The following is a 16898-nucleotide window of genomic DNA, read 5'->3' on the forward strand; positions in this document are numbered from 1 at the left end:
TGCGACGCGCTACGATAAACGCGCTACTAACTTTTTGGGTGCAATTTATCTGGCTGCTTCTGTCATTTGGCTTAATTGATGACACGCCCTAGATGATGCCCGTTTAGAATGTTGGGAAAAATAACGTTGGGCAATATTGGCTTCCAGTGTGTCTCGACTTGGTTGACACTCTTTACATAATTCCAGAATTTCAACTAAAGAGAATTTTGCTGGCTCAAACTGATGTCCATAAGTAAACCTTTTTAATTTATTAGACTCCATTCTGTAATTTCCTTAAAACATCTGATTAGTTGGAGCGCCTTCTTTAAAACAGTCCTAACTGTACTGACTGGTTATTATCTGCATTTTCTATTGCTATTGGTGGTAAATCTGCTGGAGGTTCAACAACCAAAGGAGCATTTTCTTCAAATCTCAGTTTTGAGCTTTTGATGTAGTTTTCATCAATCTCAAAAGCTAACCAGCGTCTTTGTAAAGTTTCTGCAACTCGACCTGTCATATTAGAACCAGCAAAAGGTTCTAAAACAATATCGCCTGGTTCTGTACAAAGATTGATGACAAACTCTGGTAAAGCTTGAGGAAATCTTGCTGGGTGTGGCTTAAAACCTTCTTGTTTGCAACGTCTTTGGTAATAATCGTTGGAAGCGGTATTCGAGGCAGAAATCACATTTACGGGTTGGACTAAATCTTCAAATAAAGTTTCTTGTATAAGAGTCTGTTGTCCTATTTCATCTTTGTCTGTACTACAACGCCCATCAATAATATTCGGGGGAATAGCTCCTCCCCTGTCCTTGCCAAATTTATCGGAAATATCATGGCCTGATGGTCTAACTTTGGGTTTATACCCATTCTTTAAAAGGTTTTTCATCGCATCACTATAAGGCTTTAAAACCCTTCTATTATTAGCTTTAGGATGCGGTTCTTTTGACAGCCACCAAATTGTATTTACCGAATCTTTAACTCTTTCCCTGCGAACTGTTACCCATTCAGCAGGTGTGGGTAGTTTTGCTGGATTATACCAATACAACTCTTGTGCCAGATAAAATCCAAGTCCGCCTTTTTCTTTTGCTTTGCATAAAGCAACTACTAGTTCAAAATGATAAAGAGAACGAACTGGCATCCCCTTAATCCAACTGCCACCAATATCAATAACCAGTGAGCCTGTTGGTTTAAGAATACGGTAAAAATGTGCCGCATAATCTTTAAACCATTCAACATATTCATCGGCATCAACATTTCCGTATTCTTTTTTACGAACCAATGCAAATGGTGGAGAGGTACAAATTAAATCGATACTTTCGTCGAGGATACCTGCCATTAATTCTAGGCTGTTTCCTAAATAAGCAGCACCAAATTTTGTTTCGTAGTAAGGGTTACAATTAAGTCTCATCTAAACTTTGTTAGTACATCTGTACGGTCTATGAAGACAGTATCATCCATAAAAGCACAAGTTTTCCAACTGTGAGCTATTTTTTTTAATTAATTTGCTGGATGAATAGGGCAATGTGCCAAAAATCTGTATTCAAATAGTACGTATGTTCTGTGCTGAGTGTGGTCGGGATAGAACTAGAAACCTTGAACAAAGCGATCGCTAGCTCAATTAACTTCTAATTGGATTGGTAATTGGCAAACCTAACCAATCGCTTAATTCATGAGCTAGCCATTCAAGTTCCGCTTCAGATTTAATTGCACCACCACTACCACCAAGCTGATATTTTTTTACTCCTACCCAAATATCCAATTGTGCGGGAACGGCAATTCTAGTACCTTCAGAATCTTTAGTAAAATGTTTGGGAATGTAAACTAACTTATTAATACTTTGTCTTGGCAATGCACGGGGACGATAAAATTTCCAAGCAAACAACTCCCAGGTTAGGGTTATTTGTTCGGGATTCAGGCGTAAGCAGATGCGTCCAAAAAAATGAAATAAAAATTTATATACCATCATAAAGCCAGCACCCCAAAATGGAAGTGAAAACAAGGCAAAGGGGATGTTGACAGGAAAAGGTGCTGAAAGTGCGCCAATCGTCCAAAAGAAAATAAATGAATTCCAGACGATCGCAAACAAACCTGTAAATATTATTGATGGATCAAAACCAGATGGTGGAACGATAATTTCTAGAGAATCCCCCTTTTTGGTTAGTTGAATCTTACTCCCATCTGGTTTGCCAACAACTAAAGTAGGCAAGTTTGTCGGTTGTGGTTTCTCTAAAGCTGCTACCGAAGCGATCGCAGAATTCAAACGACGTTCTAAACTAGGTTCAATCATCCACTTTAACCAATTGCTAAAGCTGGGACTGAGATTAGCCGCTTGTTCAAACTGAATCCGAAAATCCTTTTGGGGTAAATCGGCTGGGTGAGTACCCGTCACCAAGTAAATTAAGGTTGCGCCTAAACTATAAAGGTCTGATGCTGCAACAGTGCGTCCGCCAAATTGCTCTGGTGGCATATAGCCATAGGTTCCTACCACAGTTCTTGTCCCGGTTTCGCTAGCCAGGACTGTCTGTACTGAGCCAAAATCTACCAAATAAACTTGACCAACACTATTTCCAGAACGCTCCCCCAATAAAATATTGCTAGGCTTAATATCACGGTGAATTACAGGCGGATGTAGTTCATGTAGGTAAACGAGAATCTTTAAAAGTGCTTTGGCTATCTGTTTGATTTCAGTTTCGGTAAAAGTCCGTCCAGTTTGTAAATATTGCTCTAAAGTTTGTGCAGGGATATAAGTTTGTACTAGAGCAAATCCTTGGATGGTTGGTAAATTTACCTCAAAATAGTTTAAATAGCCAGGAATTGAGGGATGTGCTAGGTTTTTTAAAGTTTCGGCTTCTCGCTCAAACAACTTGAGTGAATCCCACTCAAAGTCACTACTAAAAGAGAGTAATTTAATGACAACTAATTCCTGAGTTTGCAAATCACGAGCTAATAGCGTCCGTCGCCCTGCTTTTTTTCCTAATAGCTGCTGAACTTCGTAGCGATCGCTTAATATTTCGCCAATCATTATGTTTTCTTGTAATGCTACGGTTGAAAAGTTTTATAGCTGATAGCTTTTCAATTTGGCAAATCGATATCTTTAGTATAATTGCGTAATTCTATGCCCTCCCAACTTTGGCCTTATATTACCCCTGGTATTCCCGATGAATTATTCGAGCATTTGCCAGGAATTCCCCTGAGTCAGCGAGAAGTCCGACTGCTATTGATTGCCCAACTGCGGCTGAAATCAGATTCCGTGTTGTGGGATATTGGTGCAGGGACGGGTACAATTCCGGTAGAAGTGGGGCTATTGTGTCCAGGCGGACAAATTATCGCTATCGAAAGGGATGAAGAAGTAGCTAATCTGATCAAGCGTAACTGCGATCGCTTTGATGTGAAAAATGTCGAAGTTGTTGAAGGCAGCGCCCCAGAGTGTTTACATGACCTCAAAATTACCCCTCATCGTGTTTGTATTGAGGGAGGACGACCTATTCAGGAAATTCTGCAAGCAGCTTGGCATTATTTGCCGCCATCCGGTCGGGTTGTAGCCACAGCTGCTAATCTAGAAAGTCTGTATGCTATTTCCCAGAGCTTTTCCCTATTAAGAGCTAGAAATATCGAAGTCGTTCAGTCTGCGGTTAACCGCCTAGAGACACGCGGCTTTTCTCAAACCTTTACCGCCGTCGATCCCATTTTTATCCTAAGTGGTGAGAAACTAGACTAAATTGAAAAGATTTTAGATTTTAGACTTCGGCTCCTTTCGACTTCGCTCAAGGCAAGTCGCTCAGTCGAACGATTTTAGATTTTAGATTGGGGATTTAGGTAATATGTCATCAGAAACCAAGCCACAATTACCAATCCCTAATCTCGAATACCTAATCTCTAATCCATAATCCCTTCGGGTTCGGTAGTCCCCCATCGACGGGAACCGCCAAGACGGGGGCTACCTCACCAAAATCCAAAATCCAAAATACTTCTATGCCTTGGTCTCGGATTATTAGTGGAATTGTTGCGATCGCTCTTGCTCTTTCCGCAACCCTTTTGGGGGGTTGGTACTTTACCATCATCTTTGCGGTCATCATCTTTTTGGGTCAACAGGAATATTTTAATTTGGTGCGAGCCAGAGGCATCGCTCCCGCCGCTAAAACCACTATGGGTGTCAGCCAAGTCTTGCTGGTGATTTGTACCATTGATGGCAGTTTAGCTGACGCTGTGATGCCAATAGCCGGCACACTTATTTGTTTTTACCTGCTGTTTCAACCCAAATTTGCCACGATCGCTGATGTTTCCGCTTCTATTATGGGGCTGTTTTACGTCGGTTATTTACCAAGTTATTGGGTGCGGTTACGAGCAATTGATAGCGCTACTTTTAGCAATCTCCCTTTGGGAGGTTACTGGCCCACAACCTGGACAGATTTCTGGGAAAAGGCAAATTCCGCTTCTTTAGCACAAGGTTTTACAGCCACACTACTGACTTTTTTATGTATTTGGGCAGCTGATATCGGTGCTTACACCATTGGCAAATTCTTTGGGAAAACCCGTTTGTCTGACATTAGCCCGAAAAAAACAGTAGAAGGCGCTGTCTTTGGTATTACTTCAAGTGTTGCCGTAGCCATAGCAGGAGCCTATTATCTTCACTTGCCTGAATCTCCCTTCACAGGTTTAGCATTAGGTTTACTTATTGGCATTGCTAGTCTTTTAGGGGATCTCACAGAATCTATGCTCAAGCGGGATGCTGGAGTTAAAGATTCTGGGCAGTTAATCCCCGGTCATGGTGGTATTTTAGACCGTACGGATAGTTATATTTTTACTGCTCCTTTGGTTTACTATTTTGTGACATTACTTTTACCACTACTTAGTAAATAGGTGAGTTGGGTATTGGGCATTGGGCATTGGGCATTGGGCACAAGAGGCAGAGGGGAAAAACTTACTGCAACTTCTCCTTTGCTCCTCTGCTCCCCACAAAACACCACATCATTTAATATTTTTAATTTGCGATCGTCAAGGGTTAACGTTAATCCGCCCACGACATACTAGCTTGCCTGGGATCAGCGTTAATTCTTCGATATCGACATCTGAGCCAAGATCCAGATTGTACTCATAATTGTCCTTTAATATATCTTCCCGATCGCGCTTGATTGGGATATGTACCATTTGCAACTCATTCCCACTGAGTAATTGTAAGCCTAGACAAATCTCTAAAGGCGTTGTTTCACTATTGGTTACTCTCAAACCTCGCAGTATAATTTGGTTGTTCCCAAGCAGAATTTCTTGCCACTTGATTGATTGTGACTGGGGATAATCTTTTGGTAAAACCTTAACCAATAGATCGCTCAAAGCAGTCGATAATAAGTCTGATGAGAGAGAAGCATTCAGATCCTTCTCGTCTACGATCAAATCGCCAACCACTGGTACTGTTTCTAACAGTCGTAGAGGTTTTCCCTTGAGTACGGAACCGATATTTACTCGAATATTTTCTGCTATTAATTGAATTTGTGTAATTAGGAGACCTTGATAAACTGCATGAGTTGCAAAAACAGATACCGAAGGAATACGTCCAGAGAAAAGTTGGCGATCGCTAGCTTTAATCTCCACTTCTAATTCCGATATTTGGCTGGTCTGCGATCTCAACCAGAGCTTGACTGCTGTTGTGAGTACCTGCGTAATTATGCGGATTTTATTTCCACTTGTTGTTTGGGGATTTTGCTCTGGCATTTAACCAATCTGTTTATGAGTATTTGCTCTACAACCGAACCGAAATTAAATAAGCTTTAAATGTAACATTTATGCCTACTCGCTACAAAATGCAAATATCATTTAATTGATAACAGTAAATAAGCAATTTCCACATGGAGGTACGGTTACAAAAAATTCTTGCTCAATGGGGTATCGCCTCACGTCGTGAAGCCGAAGAAATGATTAGGCACTCACGGGTGCGGATTAATGGGGTATTGGCACATTTAGGTCAAAAAGTCGATCCCGAAAAAGATGCGATCGCAATTGATGGTAAGCCTGTATCCGAAAAGCAGCGTCCGGCTTTAGTATATCTATTGCTGCACAAACCAGCGGGAGTGGTTTCTACTTGCTATGACCCTCATCGCAGAACAACAGTCCTGGATTTACTACCGAAAGAATTACGGGAGGGTTCAGGTATTCACCCAGTTGGCCGTCTAGATGCAGACTCTACAGGAGCATTAATCCTGACTAATGACGGAGAACTGACATTTGGACTAACCCATCCACGTCACAGTATTTCCAAGACATATCATGTTTTGGTCAAAGGACATCCTCCAGAAACTGTACTACAGATGTGGCGTCAAGGTGTGATGTTGGAGGGTAGAAAAACCAGGGCCGCTAAGGTACATCAAATAGAACGTCGTACCGAGCAAAGTGTTTTAGAAATAGTGTTGCAGGAGGGAAGAAATCGCCAAATTCGCCGTATAGCTCAACAGTTGGGATACCCAGTAATCAAACTGCATCGAACTGCTATCGGCCCAATTCAATTACAAACTCCAAAGGAACCCTTTTTATCAGAGGGTAAATATCGTTCCCTCAAAGATCGTGAGATTCACTTTTTGCAAGATCAGATAACGCAACCTAATTATTGATTCAGTGGAGTTAAGGAGTGTCAGTAGGCATGAAATGGCTAAGAAAGAAGAATAAGCACCAGCCATCACTTTCATTAGAGGAACAACGAGCCGAAAAGTTGGCAGAATTAGGCGCTCAACTTTGGGCATTGCGTCAGGAACAGGGTTTATCTCTAGAGCAAGTGGTTGCATTGACTCGGATTCCCCGAAGATTATTGCAGGCGATCGAAGAAGGTAATTTAAACGATCTACCAGAACCAGTCTATATTCAGGGTTTAATCAGACAATTTGCCGATGCACTAGGCTTGAATGGAGTAGAATTTTCTGGCGCTTTTCCAATCAGTTCTGCACAAGTTAGCCCTCTAAGTAGGGGGAATAATTCACCCCTAGCTCAACTACGTCCGATTCATCTTTACTTTCTTTACATATTGCTAATAGTATGTTCTGTAAATGGGTTATCTCAGTTATTAAATAACGCGTTACTACAAGCAGGTAATAGCCCAAACCAGCCATATCCAAAACAAAAGTCTGTTGTTAAACCAGAAGTAGCTCAATTAAAAGAGTCAACGCAGGTACAACCTGTCAGCGATACCCTGAGCGGTGTCCAAAAGGGACAGGTTGTCCAGGTTGGTGTGACTTTGAAAGCCTCATCTTGGATTCGTGTAGTAGCCGATGGCAAAACCGAGTTTGAGGGTATCCTGCCAGAGGGAACTCACCGAGTTTGGAAAGCCCAAGAGCAACTGACAGTGAAAACTGATAATGCTGGCGGTGTGTTGGTGAGCGTCAATCAAGAGAAAGCTAAGGAAATGGGAGAACCAGGGAAAGAGGAAGAAGTTAGGATTGCTGCCAAGCCTAAGTTTTGAGATGAGGGAGATGAGGGAGATGAGGGAGATGAGTAAGTTTTTCTCCCCCTGCTGCCTCATCTCCCCATTCCTCACTGTGCTTCCGGGGCGCGTCCATTGAGTCTGGTAAGAACTTTCAAGCGATCGCGCAATTCGTCTGTTAACGCTCCGGCTTGATAGCGCCACTCCCAGTTCCCCTCAGCAACACTAGGAAAATTCATCCGCGCTTCGTTTCCTAATCCCAAAACATCTTGCAAGGGAATAATCGCTTGGTTGGCTATAGAACTCAAAGCTAGGCGAATTAAATCCCACTGGATGCCTTCAGGACTAATACAACCTAAATAAAGCCATAAGTTATGCTTTTCGTTGTCATTAGCTGAATTGAACCAGCCTACAGTTGTGTCATTATCGTGAGTGCCGGTATAAACTACAGCATTTCGCGGGTAATTGAATGGTAAGAATGGATTACCGGGATCGGAACCAAAGGCAAATTGCAAAACCTTCATCCCAGGAAATTCATACTTGTCTCGCAGCGCTTCTACCTCTGGTGTAATTACTCCCAAATCTTCCGCCAAGACGGGTAGCTTGCCCAACTTCTCCCTAATCGCTGCAAAAAAAGCATCTCCAGGCGCTTCCACCCATTTACCATTCATCGCAGTTTCTTCACCTTGGGGCACAGACCAATAAGCCTCAAAGCCTCGGAAGTGGTCAATGCGAATTATATCTACATAATCCAGCATTGCCTCAAAGCGTTGTACCCACCATTTAAAATCTTGTTTTTGCAATTCCTCCCAGTTATAAACCGGGTTTCCCCACAATTGACCGGTGGCACTAAAGTAATCTGGTGGAACTCCTGCCATTTGTGCTGCTTGTCCCGTCTCTGGATCTAAGCAAAAGATGTCGGGATGCGCCCACACGTCGGCACTATCATGAGCTACGTAGATGGGAATATCGCCAATAATGTCAATGCCGCGCATATTAGCGTAGCTTTTTAGGTCAGACCACTGGCGGAAAAACTCAAATTGGACGAATTTGTAATAATAAATCTCTCCATTGAGCCGATGCTGTGCTTGCTCCAATGCTTGGGGATCGCGCTTGACAAATTCTGGCTTCCATGCGTGCCAGTTTGCATTCTCATTGGCATCTTTCAGCGCCATAAATAAGGCGTAATTATCCAGCCAATAGGCTTTACTATCGCAAAAACCTGCAAACTCTTTCTGCTGGATAGGCGTAGCATTGGCTCTAAAGTGGTCACAGGCTTTTTTGAGTAGCCCAATCTTAATCGGCACAACCCGATCGAAATCTACCTTTTCTACCGGAAATCCTGGTAAATTAGCAAAGTCTTCTTCAGATAGTAAACCTTCTTCTAAGAGTTTTTCTGGGCTAATTAACAGAGGATTTCCTGCCATTGCCGAGTAGCACATATAAGGAGAATTACCGTATCCAGTGGGGCCCAGTGGTAAAACTTGCCAATATTGTTGATGGCTCTCTTTGAGAAAATCAATGAAGCGATAGGCTTCTAAGCCTAAATCCCCAATGCCAAATCGACTGGGAAAGGAGGTAGGATGCAGCAAAATGCCACTGGATCTAGGAAAAGGCATAAATAACCTGAATTATGAGAGGGGGCAATTGTGTGATGGAGACACGATGCGATCGCATCGAATTTATCACGGAACAGTATTTGCAGGGTAAAGTCATTTGTCATTTGTCCTTTGTGAATAACCAATGACTAATGACCAATGACCAATGACCAATGACTAATGACTAAATAACTATGACTTACCGAAATCCTACACCGACAGTTGATATCATCATTGAACTAGTAGATCGACCTCATCGGCCAATAGTGTTAATTGAAAGACATAATCTACCTTTAGGTTGGGCTATTCCTGGTGGTTTTGTAGATTATGGCGAAGCTGTGGAAGTGGCGGCGCGGCGAGAAGCTGAGGAAGAGACGGGTTTACAGGTGGAATTAGTTGAACAATTACTGGTATATTCTGACCCAAATCGCGATCCGCGTCAGCATACGATTAGTATTGTGTTTTTGGCGACAGCTAAGGGTGAACCAAAGGCTGGTGATGATGCTCAGGGTGTAGGCATTTTTGAGTATTGGTGTGTGCCTGGTAATTTATGTTTTGACCACGATCGCATTCTGCGCGATTATTGGCGATATCGGCATTATGGGATACGTCCGAGGTTGGGGTAAGAGGGACGAACCGCCAAGACGCCAAGGGCGCGAAGGAAGAGGGGAGAGGAATACCTGTGACACAAAGTTTTTGTGATTATACTGTGTCAGTGGTATTTTAGGGTGAATTATGGATGCTGAGGAACTTTTAGAGAAATACGCAGCAGGAGAACGGAAATTTCATTCAGTAAATTTGAGTCAAGAAAATCTCAAAGGTGCAGACCTCAGTGAGATAGACCTAACTAATGCAAATTTGACTGGAGTTGATTTAAGTGGGGCAAACTTAACCCAAGCAAAACTTAATAGTACAAATCTCACTAAAGCGTCTCTAATAGATACAAAATTAAATTCAATAAGTGCTTCTTCAGCAATATTTTATTGGGCAGACCTCAATGGTGCTGACTTAAGTCGCTCAACTTTGAATAGCACAAATTTGAATCATGCAAACTTAGAACAGGCAAACCTCACAGATGCAAACTTAAGTAGTGCGAAATTAATTTATGCAAACTTAGATATAGCAAATTTAAGTGGGGCAAATCTTAGTAGTGCAGACCTGACTGCGGCTTCTTTAGCTGAAGCTAATCTCAGTAAAGCTAATCTAACTAAGGCCGATTTGGGTCAGGCGTACTTAATTGGATCAAATTTAACTCTGGCAAACTTAAGTGAGGCAATATTGCAAAGTGCCAAACTCCAAGGAAGTATATTTCATAGAGCGAATCTGAACACAGTTGATCTCTCAGGCATGAATTTGGCTGACATAGATTTTGCAGCAGCATCTCTTCAAAGTACAAACCTTACAAAAACATTTCTCCAAGGAGCGAATTTAGAAAAAGTTAATTTGCGATGGGCAAATTTAACCAAGGCAAATTTGGATGGAGCAAATTTGATAAGGGTTGACTTAACTGGGGCAAATATCTATCGAGCAACCTTTAAAGATGCTGACCTAACTGGTGCGATAATGCCAGATGGAGAAGTCTATAAACCGATCGCAGCTGAGGCGGAAATCGGTAAACAAGAAACATCGTTAGAGAAAGTAATATCTATGACCCGTAAAGTAATTAATACTGATAACGCACCCGCACCAGTCGGCCCTTATAATCAAGCGATCGCAGCTTCTGGTCAATTTCTATTCATCGCTGGACAAATTGCCATCGATCCCCGCCTTGGTGATGTCGTCTACACTGATGATGTCAAAAAGCAAACTGAGCAGGTATTAACTAATCTTGAAGCGATCCTCACAGAAGCTGGCGCGACTTTTCAAGATGTGGTGAAGACCACTGTATTTTTAGCTGATATGAATGATTTCGCGGCGGTGAATGCCGTATATGCTAAATATTTCCCGGAAGATACAGCCCCAGCGCGGGCTTGTGTGCAGGTATCGCGCTTACCTAAAGATGTGTTGGTAGAAATTGATGCGATCGCAGTGATTGGCGGTTAGAGGAAATAGAGCAATGAGCAAAATTTTAACGGTTACATTTGATGGTTCTGTTTTGCGCCCAGATATTCCACCTGATTTAGAACTGAACAAATGCTATGTGATTACCATCGTTTCTGAAGATATTAACTCATCTGAAACCAAAGTGGCCGATGTGTGGGATGTATTAGAAGATTTAACAGGGACAGTTGATGCACCCGAAGATTGGGCAAGTCAACATGACCATTATTTGTATGGCACACCAAAACGTCAGCCTGAAATTAACACATGACGGGTGAGCGAATATTTTTAGACACTGTTTTTATAGCGTTTCCTAATCACATGAGGTACATCTTAGCCTCCTCCTCGCTTGCGGGGAGGGGGTTGGGGGTGGGGTTCTTGTACCTCACTCAACCAAGAACCGCTATATCCAAGCCTTACTAAATGTACGCGATCAATTCCATCTCAAGGCTAAAACACTGCTACCGCGTGTTCAAAGCGCCGTGGAAGTATGGGTAACTGAAGCTGTTTTAATTGAAGTTGGTAATGCTTTGAGTGCTTTTAATCGCACAGCCGCAATACGATTTATCCAGCAGTGTTATCAAACACAAAATATGTGTGTTGTGAGTGTAGACACACAACTGCTCAACCGTGCTTTACAACTTTATCAGTCCCGTTTAGACAAAACCTGGGGGTTAACTGATTGTATTTCGTTTATTGCCATGCAGGATCGGGACTTAATTATTGCAGCAACCGCCGATAAACACTTTGTCCAAGCAGGTTATCGGGCACTTTTGCTGGAAATAGAAGCTTGACTGGATTATGGCTTGAAAAATTACGACTTCAACAGCAGAGTTGAGGATTGGCAATTGTAAGTATTTTTGAGCGTTCCCCTTAGATGAATGCGATCGCTTCTATAACTTTGGGAATACTGAAATTAAGTACCATAAAGGAGTATTAAAAATGGCAGAAAATCGTATCAGTGCCAGTTTAGCCCCAGCAGACAAAGAAGCGGTCATGCAAGCGATCGCTACAATTAGAGAAAAGTTACCGTTTTTGGTAGATTTAACCCCCGAAGACCGGCGAACAATGTTAAAGATGGGAGATAAAAGTCGGGCTTTTGTCAGCAAAGCCTTAGAAGTGGCGACACAAAACCCTAACTTTTTGCCCCGTTCTTTTGATTTAGAAGAGATGCGCCGGGACTTGGAAATATATGAGGACTTATATCCGGTGCTGTTATCTTTGACGCAACTGCAAGAACTGGTAGATGATACCTGTATAGCTGCTGCTAGTGAAGCGTATGCCTCAGCATTAGCAGTTTATAGCTATGCCAAAGCTAGCGGTGATGTCACAGGTTTAGATGCAGTAATTGATGAGATGGGACGCAGGTTTAACCGCCGTTCTAAGAAAAAGCAACCTGAAGCCTCAGTTAGCTAAAGCTTCAAACAGGTAATCATACCAATTATCAATTTGATAAAATATATCTTATTTGTAGGGGCATAACAATGTTATGCCCTTTTCGCGTTTTGTATCCAAAAATTCTTGAAACCTACGCAGGTGGGTTTTGTCTGTGTAGCCGCGATTTCTAATCGCCAAGGCATTTTTGAGCCTCAGAAGGTCAATATCGAGCCTCAGAAGGTCAACGTCGAGCTTCAGAAGGTCAAAGTTGAGCCTCAAAAGGTCAAAGTTGAGCCTCAAAAGGTCAAAGTTGAGCCTCAAAAGGTCAAAGTTGAGCCTCAGAAGGTCAATATTGAGCCTCAGAAGGTCAACATTGAGCCTCAAAAGGTCAACGTCGAGCCTCAAAAGGTCAACGTCGAGCCTCAGAAGGTCAACATTGAGCTTCAAAAGGTCAACGTCGAGCCTCAAAAGGTCAACGCATGAAAAATATCTAGATAAATTATTAAATTTACTGCTGGTTTTCAGTAAAAATCTGATAAAACCTTGTTGAAATATATTAACTCAGTACATCTACCAGCGTCATACAACAGTTATGAGCAATACCTCTGGATTTTTAGTTAGCAAACCTATTGCATTATGGAATAGACCCATTAACGCTGACTTTAAAGAACTATTTAAATCATTAGGAAAAGTTGCGATAGATGGGGCCTTAGGTAAGTGGGAAGAGGTAGCCAAAGATGCTTTGGATGCTACAGCAGCACTAGGTTTAGCAGCCGCACCAGAGGAAGTTGCTTGGTTACTAATTTACCGTTCTTTGGTAGAAGCAATAGTGAGTTTGGTAAAGGGAAATCAAGAGTTACTGTTTGAAAAACCAAACGAGAGCGATCTTGAGCTATTGTGCGATCGCCTCAACCATTCTCTAGAAAGTATAGAATTGCGTATTGACCAAGATTTTTTTAGCCGTCCCAAAGATTTGCCGATTCTGGAAGCGATTAAAACTGCTTTTGCCGACTGGTTAGAATACTTTAGCGTCAATGAAGCTCAAGCACAGACAATTAGTCATCGTCTTCCTACCTATTTTGTGTTTGCTTTACATGAAGAGTGGGCAAAACATCCAGAAAAATATGCTTGTTTAAAAGAAGAACTGGATACCCCCTTTACTCAAGCCAATGAACGGGAACAGTCATGGCAGCGTTATTTAGCTTGGCTACAAAAACAGGTTGAAGAACCGATGCTTTTAGAAGCTTTTGGTTTAAAACAAGTTTATGTTCCTTTACGCGCCTACTATAAGCAAAAAATTGCGGGTGAAAAGTCAGAAGAATTTGAACGCCGCCTGAGAGAAGATGAGAAATATCAACGAGTTGTTCTTGATTTAGAAATTGAACTAGAAACTTGGTTAGAAAAAGGCGATCGCAATGATGCCATTAGAGTGATTAGTGGTGGCCCAGGAAGTGGTAAATCTTCCTTTACCAAAATCTTTGTAGCTAACCAAGCAGAAAAAGGTAAAATTCCGGTTTTATTTATTCCTTTGCACCATTTTGAACCCTCGGATGACTTAGTTGAGGCAGTTGCTAAGTTTGTGCGAGACGATGGCTTTCTCAGACATAATCCTCTAGATAAAGATAAGGCTGATTCTCGCTTACTCATTATCTTCGATGGTTTAGATGAGCTTGCCATGCAGGGCAAAATTGCCACTGAGATTGCTCAACAATTTGTGCGTGAAGTCCAAAGAAAAGTAGAGCGGTTTAATGGGCGTGAAACTTGCTTACAAGTATTAATCAGTGGTCGGGAACTGGTAGTGCAAGCAAATAGTAGCGATTTTCGCCAAGTACAGCAAATCTTGTATATCTTGCCTTATTTTGTTACTGAAGATGAGAGAAAGAATTACATTGATGATCAAAAGTTGTTGCAGCAAGATCAACGTCAGATTTGGTGGCAGAAATACGGCAATGCTAGCGGACGAGCTTATGATTGCTTACCAGAAGAGTTAAACCAAGATAACCTGGCAGAAATTACTGCTCAACCCTTGCTGAATTACTTGGTAGCATTGAGTTTTGACCAGCAAAATAAATTTCCTACAGACGGCAACCTGAATGCAATTTATGCAAATTTGCTCACAGCAGTTTATCAGCGCGGTTGGGCTGGTTATCAACATCCGGCTATTCGTGGAATTGAGGAAAAAGACTTTGTTCGCATCCTCGAAGAAATTGCTTTAGCTTCTTGGCATGGAGATGGACGAACAACAACAGTTAGAGAGATTGAAGCCCATTGTGAACATAGTAGTTTAAAAAGTCTTTTAGACAAGTTTCAGGAAAGTGCAAAATTAGGTGTAACTCGTCTTTTGACAGCTTTTTATTTTCGTGAAAGTGGAGTTAAAGAACAAGAAAAAACTTTTGAATTTACTCACAAAAGTTTTGGTGAATATTTGACAGCAAAACGCATCGTGCGAGAAGTTAGGCTCATTCATAAAAAGCTAAAGGATCGCCAAAACGATCCAGATGAAGGATGGGATGAGCGCGAGGCCTTAAAAAGGTGGGCAATTCTCTGCGGTGCATCCCCTATGGATGAATACCTTTTTAACTTTGTTGCAGATGAAATGCGTTTACAAAATGCATCGGATGTTGGCAATTGGCAGCAGACATTATGCCATCTGATTGGTTTTATGTTGCGTCATGGAATGCCGATGGAACGCTTGACTCCCAGACCTGATTTTCAAGAAGAAAATAGACAAGCACGAAATGCGGAAGAAGCGTTGTTGGCTGTCTTAAATGCTTGCGCTAGAGTGACAGAGACAGTTTCAAAGATTCAATGGCATACTCCTGAAGCTTTCGGTATCTGGATTTACCGCTTGCAAGGGCAAAGATTCGATACTGATACTGATGTATTTTGCTTGAATTGCTTGAGTTTTTTGGATTTGCAAGGTTGCACTTTAGTTTTGAAGGATTTTTGTCAGGCGAATCTTTTAGGGGCAAATTTTAAAGAAGCGTATCTTGAATGGGCGAATTTTAGAGAGGCGAATCTTGTAGGGGCAAATTTTAAAGAAGCGTATCTTGGAGGGGCATATCTTGAAGGGGCATATCTTGAAGGGGCGAATCTTGAAGGGGCGAATCTTGCATGGGCGGATTTTGAAGGAGCAAATCTTGAAGGGGCGGATTTTGAAGGAGCGAATCTTGAAGGGGCGTATCTTGGAGAGGCGAATCTTGAAGGGGCATATCTTGAAAGGGCTAATCTTGGAGAGGCGAATCTTGAAGGGGCTAATCTTATACGGGCGAATCTTATACGGGCGAATCTTGAAGGGGCGATTCTTGAAGGGGCGATTCTTGAAGGGGCGATTCTTGAATGGCCAAGACTTAAACCAGCAAATTTTGAGGGCTAAAATTTGGCAGACTTGAATGAAGTTTCAGGTTCAGACTCCGATGAGTGACTTACAAACATTAAGAATTTGTAGAGTGCATTACATTCTTAATGCATCATTCTAGATACTTTTGATGCCTTCCTCTGCTGCTAACGCACCCTACCAAACCAACGCTAAACCCAATTGCATACAAATATTAAGCCATTTCTCTTTATCATGACAAATCGTAGGCGATCGCTTTGTTATTAAGCTGTAGGTAATTGATCGTAAGATTCCGGTTCAATATCTGGTACTTTTGCTAAAACTGCGTCGTATTTTTCTCGACTGCCTCGCTTTGCTAACTCCCCTAGATAAATTTTCAGTTGTTAATGCAGCAATTTTCTCTGCAACTGCTGTCGCCACAAACTGATCGATAGAAATCCCATCTTGTTTGGCAAGTTCCTGCAAACTTTTGTACAAAGAGTCAGAAAGCTGGACGCTGAGGTTGCTCATGACAATGCTCCAATAGATTGCAAAAACTCCGCAGGCAGGTGTCAATATTTCACTTGTGGAACTGTCATAGAGGGATGATACTGGTTCTCGGCTTAGGAATCAATGCTCTAAGAAAAAGCAACGCAAAGTCCCAGTTAGCTAAAGCTTTAAAAAGGCAATTATACCAGTTGTAAACTTACTAAAATACACATAATTTGTAGGGGCATAACATTGTTATGCCCTTTTCGCGTTTTGTATCCAAAAATTCTTGAAACCTACGCAGGTGGGTTTTGTCTGTGTAGCCGCGATTTCTAATCGCCAAGGCATTTTTGAGCCTCAGAAGGTCAATATCGAGCCTCAGAAGGTCAACGTCGAGCTTCAGAAGGTCAAAGTTGAGCCTCAAAAGGTCAAAGTTGAGCCTCAAAAGGTCAAAGTTGAGCCTCAGAAGGTCAACGTCGAGCCTCAGAAGGTCAACATTGAGCCTCAAAAGGTCAACGTCGAGCCTCAAAAGGTCAACGTCGAGCCTCAGAAGGTCAACATTGAGCCTCAAAAGGTCAACGTCGAGCCTCAAAAGGTCAACGTCGAGCCTCAGAAGGTCAACGCCTAAAAATTACCTCAAAAAAGCTTGGGAAAATCCGAAATACATTTTGTATATTCGGTAGTTCTTTTTAGA

At 42.0% G+C, this 16898-nt stretch carries 18 protein-coding genes; 11 read left to right on the top strand and 7 right to left on the bottom strand.

Features of this window, described 5'->3' with window-relative positions; translation table 11 throughout:
* Nucleotides 1-45: 45 nt before the first annotated feature.
* From V7K44_RS13980 to V7K44_RS13990, 3 genes are all read right to left on the bottom strand, one after another.
* Nucleotides 46-261: a hypothetical protein gene (locus tag V7K44_RS13980; RefSeq protein WP_334932339.1), complete on the bottom strand. Its 216-nt coding sequence runs from the start codon at nt 259-261 to the stop codon at nt 46-48.
* A gap of 43 nt (nt 262-304) precedes the next feature.
* Nucleotides 305-1387 carry a DNA-methyltransferase gene (locus V7K44_RS13985; protein WP_334932341.1) on the bottom strand — a complete coding sequence of 361 codons (1083 nt, stop codon included), beginning with the start codon at nt 1385-1387 and terminating at the stop codon, nt 305-307.
* Nucleotides 1388-1597: 210 nt separating this feature from the next.
* The gene (locus V7K44_RS13990) at nt 1598-3001 is read right to left on the bottom strand and encodes a serine/threonine protein kinase (protein WP_334932342.1); all 1404 of its coding nucleotides are present in this window, start codon (nt 2999-3001) and stop codon (nt 1598-1600) included.
* A 93-nt stretch (nt 3002-3094) separates the two neighbouring features.
* Here V7K44_RS13990 and cbiT point away from each other — a divergent pair, with 93 nt between their 5' ends.
* Complete coding sequence (gene cbiT / locus V7K44_RS13995; RefSeq protein WP_099100273.1) at nt 3095-3697, top strand: precorrin-6Y C5,15-methyltransferase subunit CbiT; 603 nt, start codon at nt 3095-3097, stop codon at nt 3695-3697.
* Between the two features lie 254 nt (nt 3698-3951).
* Nucleotides 3952-4839 (top strand): phosphatidate cytidylyltransferase, encoded by an 888-nt coding sequence (locus V7K44_RS14000; protein ID WP_334932345.1) that lies wholly within the window; start codon nt 3952-3954, stop codon nt 4837-4839.
* A gap of 135 nt (nt 4840-4974) precedes the next feature.
* Here the strand turns inward: V7K44_RS14000 and V7K44_RS14005 are convergent, their stop codons facing one another.
* A complete protein-coding gene (locus tag V7K44_RS14005; RefSeq protein ID WP_334932347.1) occupies nt 4975-5688 on the bottom strand; it encodes an LmeA family phospholipid-binding protein in 714 nt (237 codons plus the stop codon).
* Nucleotides 5689-5822: 134 nt separating this feature from the next.
* Here V7K44_RS14005 and V7K44_RS14010 point away from each other — a divergent pair, with 134 nt between their 5' ends.
* On the top strand, nt 5823-6581 hold the full coding sequence (locus tag V7K44_RS14010; protein ID WP_334932349.1) for a pseudouridine synthase: 759 nt from the start codon (nt 5823-5825) through the stop codon (nt 6579-6581).
* Nucleotides 6582-6610: 29 nt separating this feature from the next.
* A complete protein-coding gene (locus tag V7K44_RS14015) occupies nt 6611-7423 on the top strand; it encodes a helix-turn-helix domain-containing protein (protein WP_334932351.1) in 813 nt (270 codons plus the stop codon).
* Between the two features lie 71 nt (nt 7424-7494).
* Here the strand turns inward: V7K44_RS14015 and malQ are convergent, their stop codons facing one another.
* Complete coding sequence (gene malQ, locus V7K44_RS14020) at nt 7495-9003, bottom strand: 4-alpha-glucanotransferase (RefSeq protein WP_334932353.1); 1509 nt, start codon at nt 9001-9003, stop codon at nt 7495-7497.
* A gap of 173 nt (nt 9004-9176) precedes the next feature.
* Here malQ and V7K44_RS14025 point away from each other — a divergent pair, with 173 nt between their 5' ends.
* The 5 genes from V7K44_RS14025 to V7K44_RS14045 all read left to right on the top strand — a co-directional run bounded on the left by V7K44_RS14025 (nt 9177) and on the right by V7K44_RS14045 (nt 12438).
* Nucleotides 9177-9608, top strand: coding sequence for an NUDIX domain-containing protein (locus V7K44_RS14025; RefSeq protein ID WP_094348508.1), 432 nt, complete (start codon nt 9177-9179; stop codon nt 9606-9608).
* 109 nt (nt 9609-9717) lie between these two features.
* Complete coding sequence (locus tag V7K44_RS14030) at nt 9718-11025, top strand: Rid family detoxifying hydrolase (RefSeq protein WP_334932356.1); 1308 nt, start codon at nt 9718-9720, stop codon at nt 11023-11025.
* A 13-nt stretch (nt 11026-11038) separates the two neighbouring features.
* Nucleotides 11039-11293 carry a hypothetical protein gene (locus V7K44_RS14035; RefSeq protein ID WP_334932358.1) on the top strand — a complete coding sequence of 85 codons (255 nt, stop codon included), beginning with the start codon at nt 11039-11041 and terminating at the stop codon, nt 11291-11293.
* Nucleotides 11294-11504: 211 nt separating this feature from the next.
* A complete protein-coding gene (locus tag V7K44_RS14040) occupies nt 11505-11816 on the top strand; it encodes a type II toxin-antitoxin system VapC family toxin (protein WP_334932360.1) in 312 nt (103 codons plus the stop codon).
* 148 nt (nt 11817-11964) lie between these two features.
* Nucleotides 11965-12438 (top strand): hypothetical protein, encoded by a 474-nt coding sequence (locus V7K44_RS14045; RefSeq protein WP_334932362.1) that lies wholly within the window; start codon nt 11965-11967, stop codon nt 12436-12438.
* Between the two features lie 48 nt (nt 12439-12486).
* Here V7K44_RS14045 and V7K44_RS14050 read toward each other — a convergent pair whose 3' ends face one another.
* The gene (locus tag V7K44_RS14050; RefSeq protein ID WP_334932364.1) at nt 12487-12867 is read right to left on the bottom strand and encodes a hypothetical protein; all 381 of its coding nucleotides are present in this window, start codon (nt 12865-12867) and stop codon (nt 12487-12489) included.
* Between the two features lie 124 nt (nt 12868-12991).
* Between V7K44_RS14050 and V7K44_RS14055 the strand changes: the two genes are divergently transcribed.
* Nucleotides 12992-15775, top strand: a complete 2784-nt coding sequence (locus V7K44_RS14055; protein WP_334932366.1) for a pentapeptide repeat-containing protein — start codon at nt 12992-12994, stop codon at nt 15773-15775.
* Between the two features lie 258 nt (nt 15776-16033).
* On the opposite strand, the gene V7K44_RS14060 is transcribed toward V7K44_RS14055, so the two are convergent.
* Nucleotides 16034-16246 (bottom strand): toxin-antitoxin system HicB family antitoxin, encoded by a 213-nt coding sequence (locus tag V7K44_RS14060; protein ID WP_334932368.1) that lies wholly within the window; start codon nt 16244-16246, stop codon nt 16034-16036.
* A gap of 247 nt (nt 16247-16493) precedes the next feature.
* Between V7K44_RS14060 and V7K44_RS14065 the strand changes: the two genes are divergently transcribed.
* Complete coding sequence (locus tag V7K44_RS14065) at nt 16494-16832, top strand: hypothetical protein (RefSeq protein ID WP_334932370.1); 339 nt, start codon at nt 16494-16496, stop codon at nt 16830-16832.
* The last annotated feature ends 66 nt before the right edge of the window (nt 16833-16898 follow it).

It is taken from the genome of Nostoc sp. (assembly GCF_036917235.1).
Lineage (GTDB): Bacteria > Cyanobacteriota > Cyanobacteriia > Cyanobacteriales > Nostocaceae > Nostoc.

Excerpts from the sequence above, each read along its gene's own strand:
- V7K44_RS13980 (WP_334932339.1), bottom strand. The coding sequence starts at position 261 with ATGGAGTCTAATAAATTAAAAAGGTTTACTTATGGACATCAGTTTGAG.
- cbiT (WP_099100273.1), top strand. The coding sequence starts at position 3,095 with ATGCCCTCCCAACTTTGGCCTTATATTACCCCTGGTATTCCCGATGAA.
- V7K44_RS14010 (WP_334932349.1), top strand. The coding sequence starts at position 5,823 with ATGGAGGTACGGTTACAAAAAATTCTTGCTCAATGGGGTATCGCCTCA.
- V7K44_RS14000 (WP_334932345.1), top strand. The coding sequence starts at position 3,952 with ATGCCTTGGTCTCGGATTATTAGTGGAATTGTTGCGATCGCTCTTGCT.
- V7K44_RS14025 (WP_094348508.1), top strand. The coding sequence starts at position 9,177 with ATGACTTACCGAAATCCTACACCGACAGTTGATATCATCATTGAACTA.
- malQ (WP_334932353.1), bottom strand. The coding sequence starts at position 9,003 with ATGCCTTTTCCTAGATCCAGTGGCATTTTGCTGCATCCTACCTCCTTT.
- V7K44_RS14030 (WP_334932356.1), top strand. The coding sequence starts at position 9,718 with ATGGATGCTGAGGAACTTTTAGAGAAATACGCAGCAGGAGAACGGAAA.
- V7K44_RS14005 (WP_334932347.1), bottom strand. The coding sequence starts at position 5,688 with ATGCCAGAGCAAAATCCCCAAACAACAAGTGGAAATAAAATCCGCATA.
- V7K44_RS14015 (WP_334932351.1), top strand. The coding sequence starts at position 6,611 with ATGAAATGGCTAAGAAAGAAGAATAAGCACCAGCCATCACTTTCATTA.
- V7K44_RS14060 (WP_334932368.1), bottom strand. The coding sequence starts at position 16,246 with ATGAGCAACCTCAGCGTCCAGCTTTCTGACTCTTTGTACAAAAGTTTG.
- V7K44_RS13990 (WP_334932342.1), bottom strand. The coding sequence starts at position 3,001 with ATGATTGGCGAAATATTAAGCGATCGCTACGAAGTTCAGCAGCTATTA.
- V7K44_RS14055 (WP_334932366.1), top strand. The coding sequence starts at position 12,992 with ATGAGCAATACCTCTGGATTTTTAGTTAGCAAACCTATTGCATTATGG.
- V7K44_RS14035 (WP_334932358.1), top strand. The coding sequence starts at position 11,039 with ATGAGCAAAATTTTAACGGTTACATTTGATGGTTCTGTTTTGCGCCCA.
- V7K44_RS13985 (WP_334932341.1), bottom strand. The coding sequence starts at position 1,387 with ATGAGACTTAATTGTAACCCTTACTACGAAACAAAATTTGGTGCTGCT.
- V7K44_RS14045 (WP_334932362.1), top strand. The coding sequence starts at position 11,965 with ATGGCAGAAAATCGTATCAGTGCCAGTTTAGCCCCAGCAGACAAAGAA.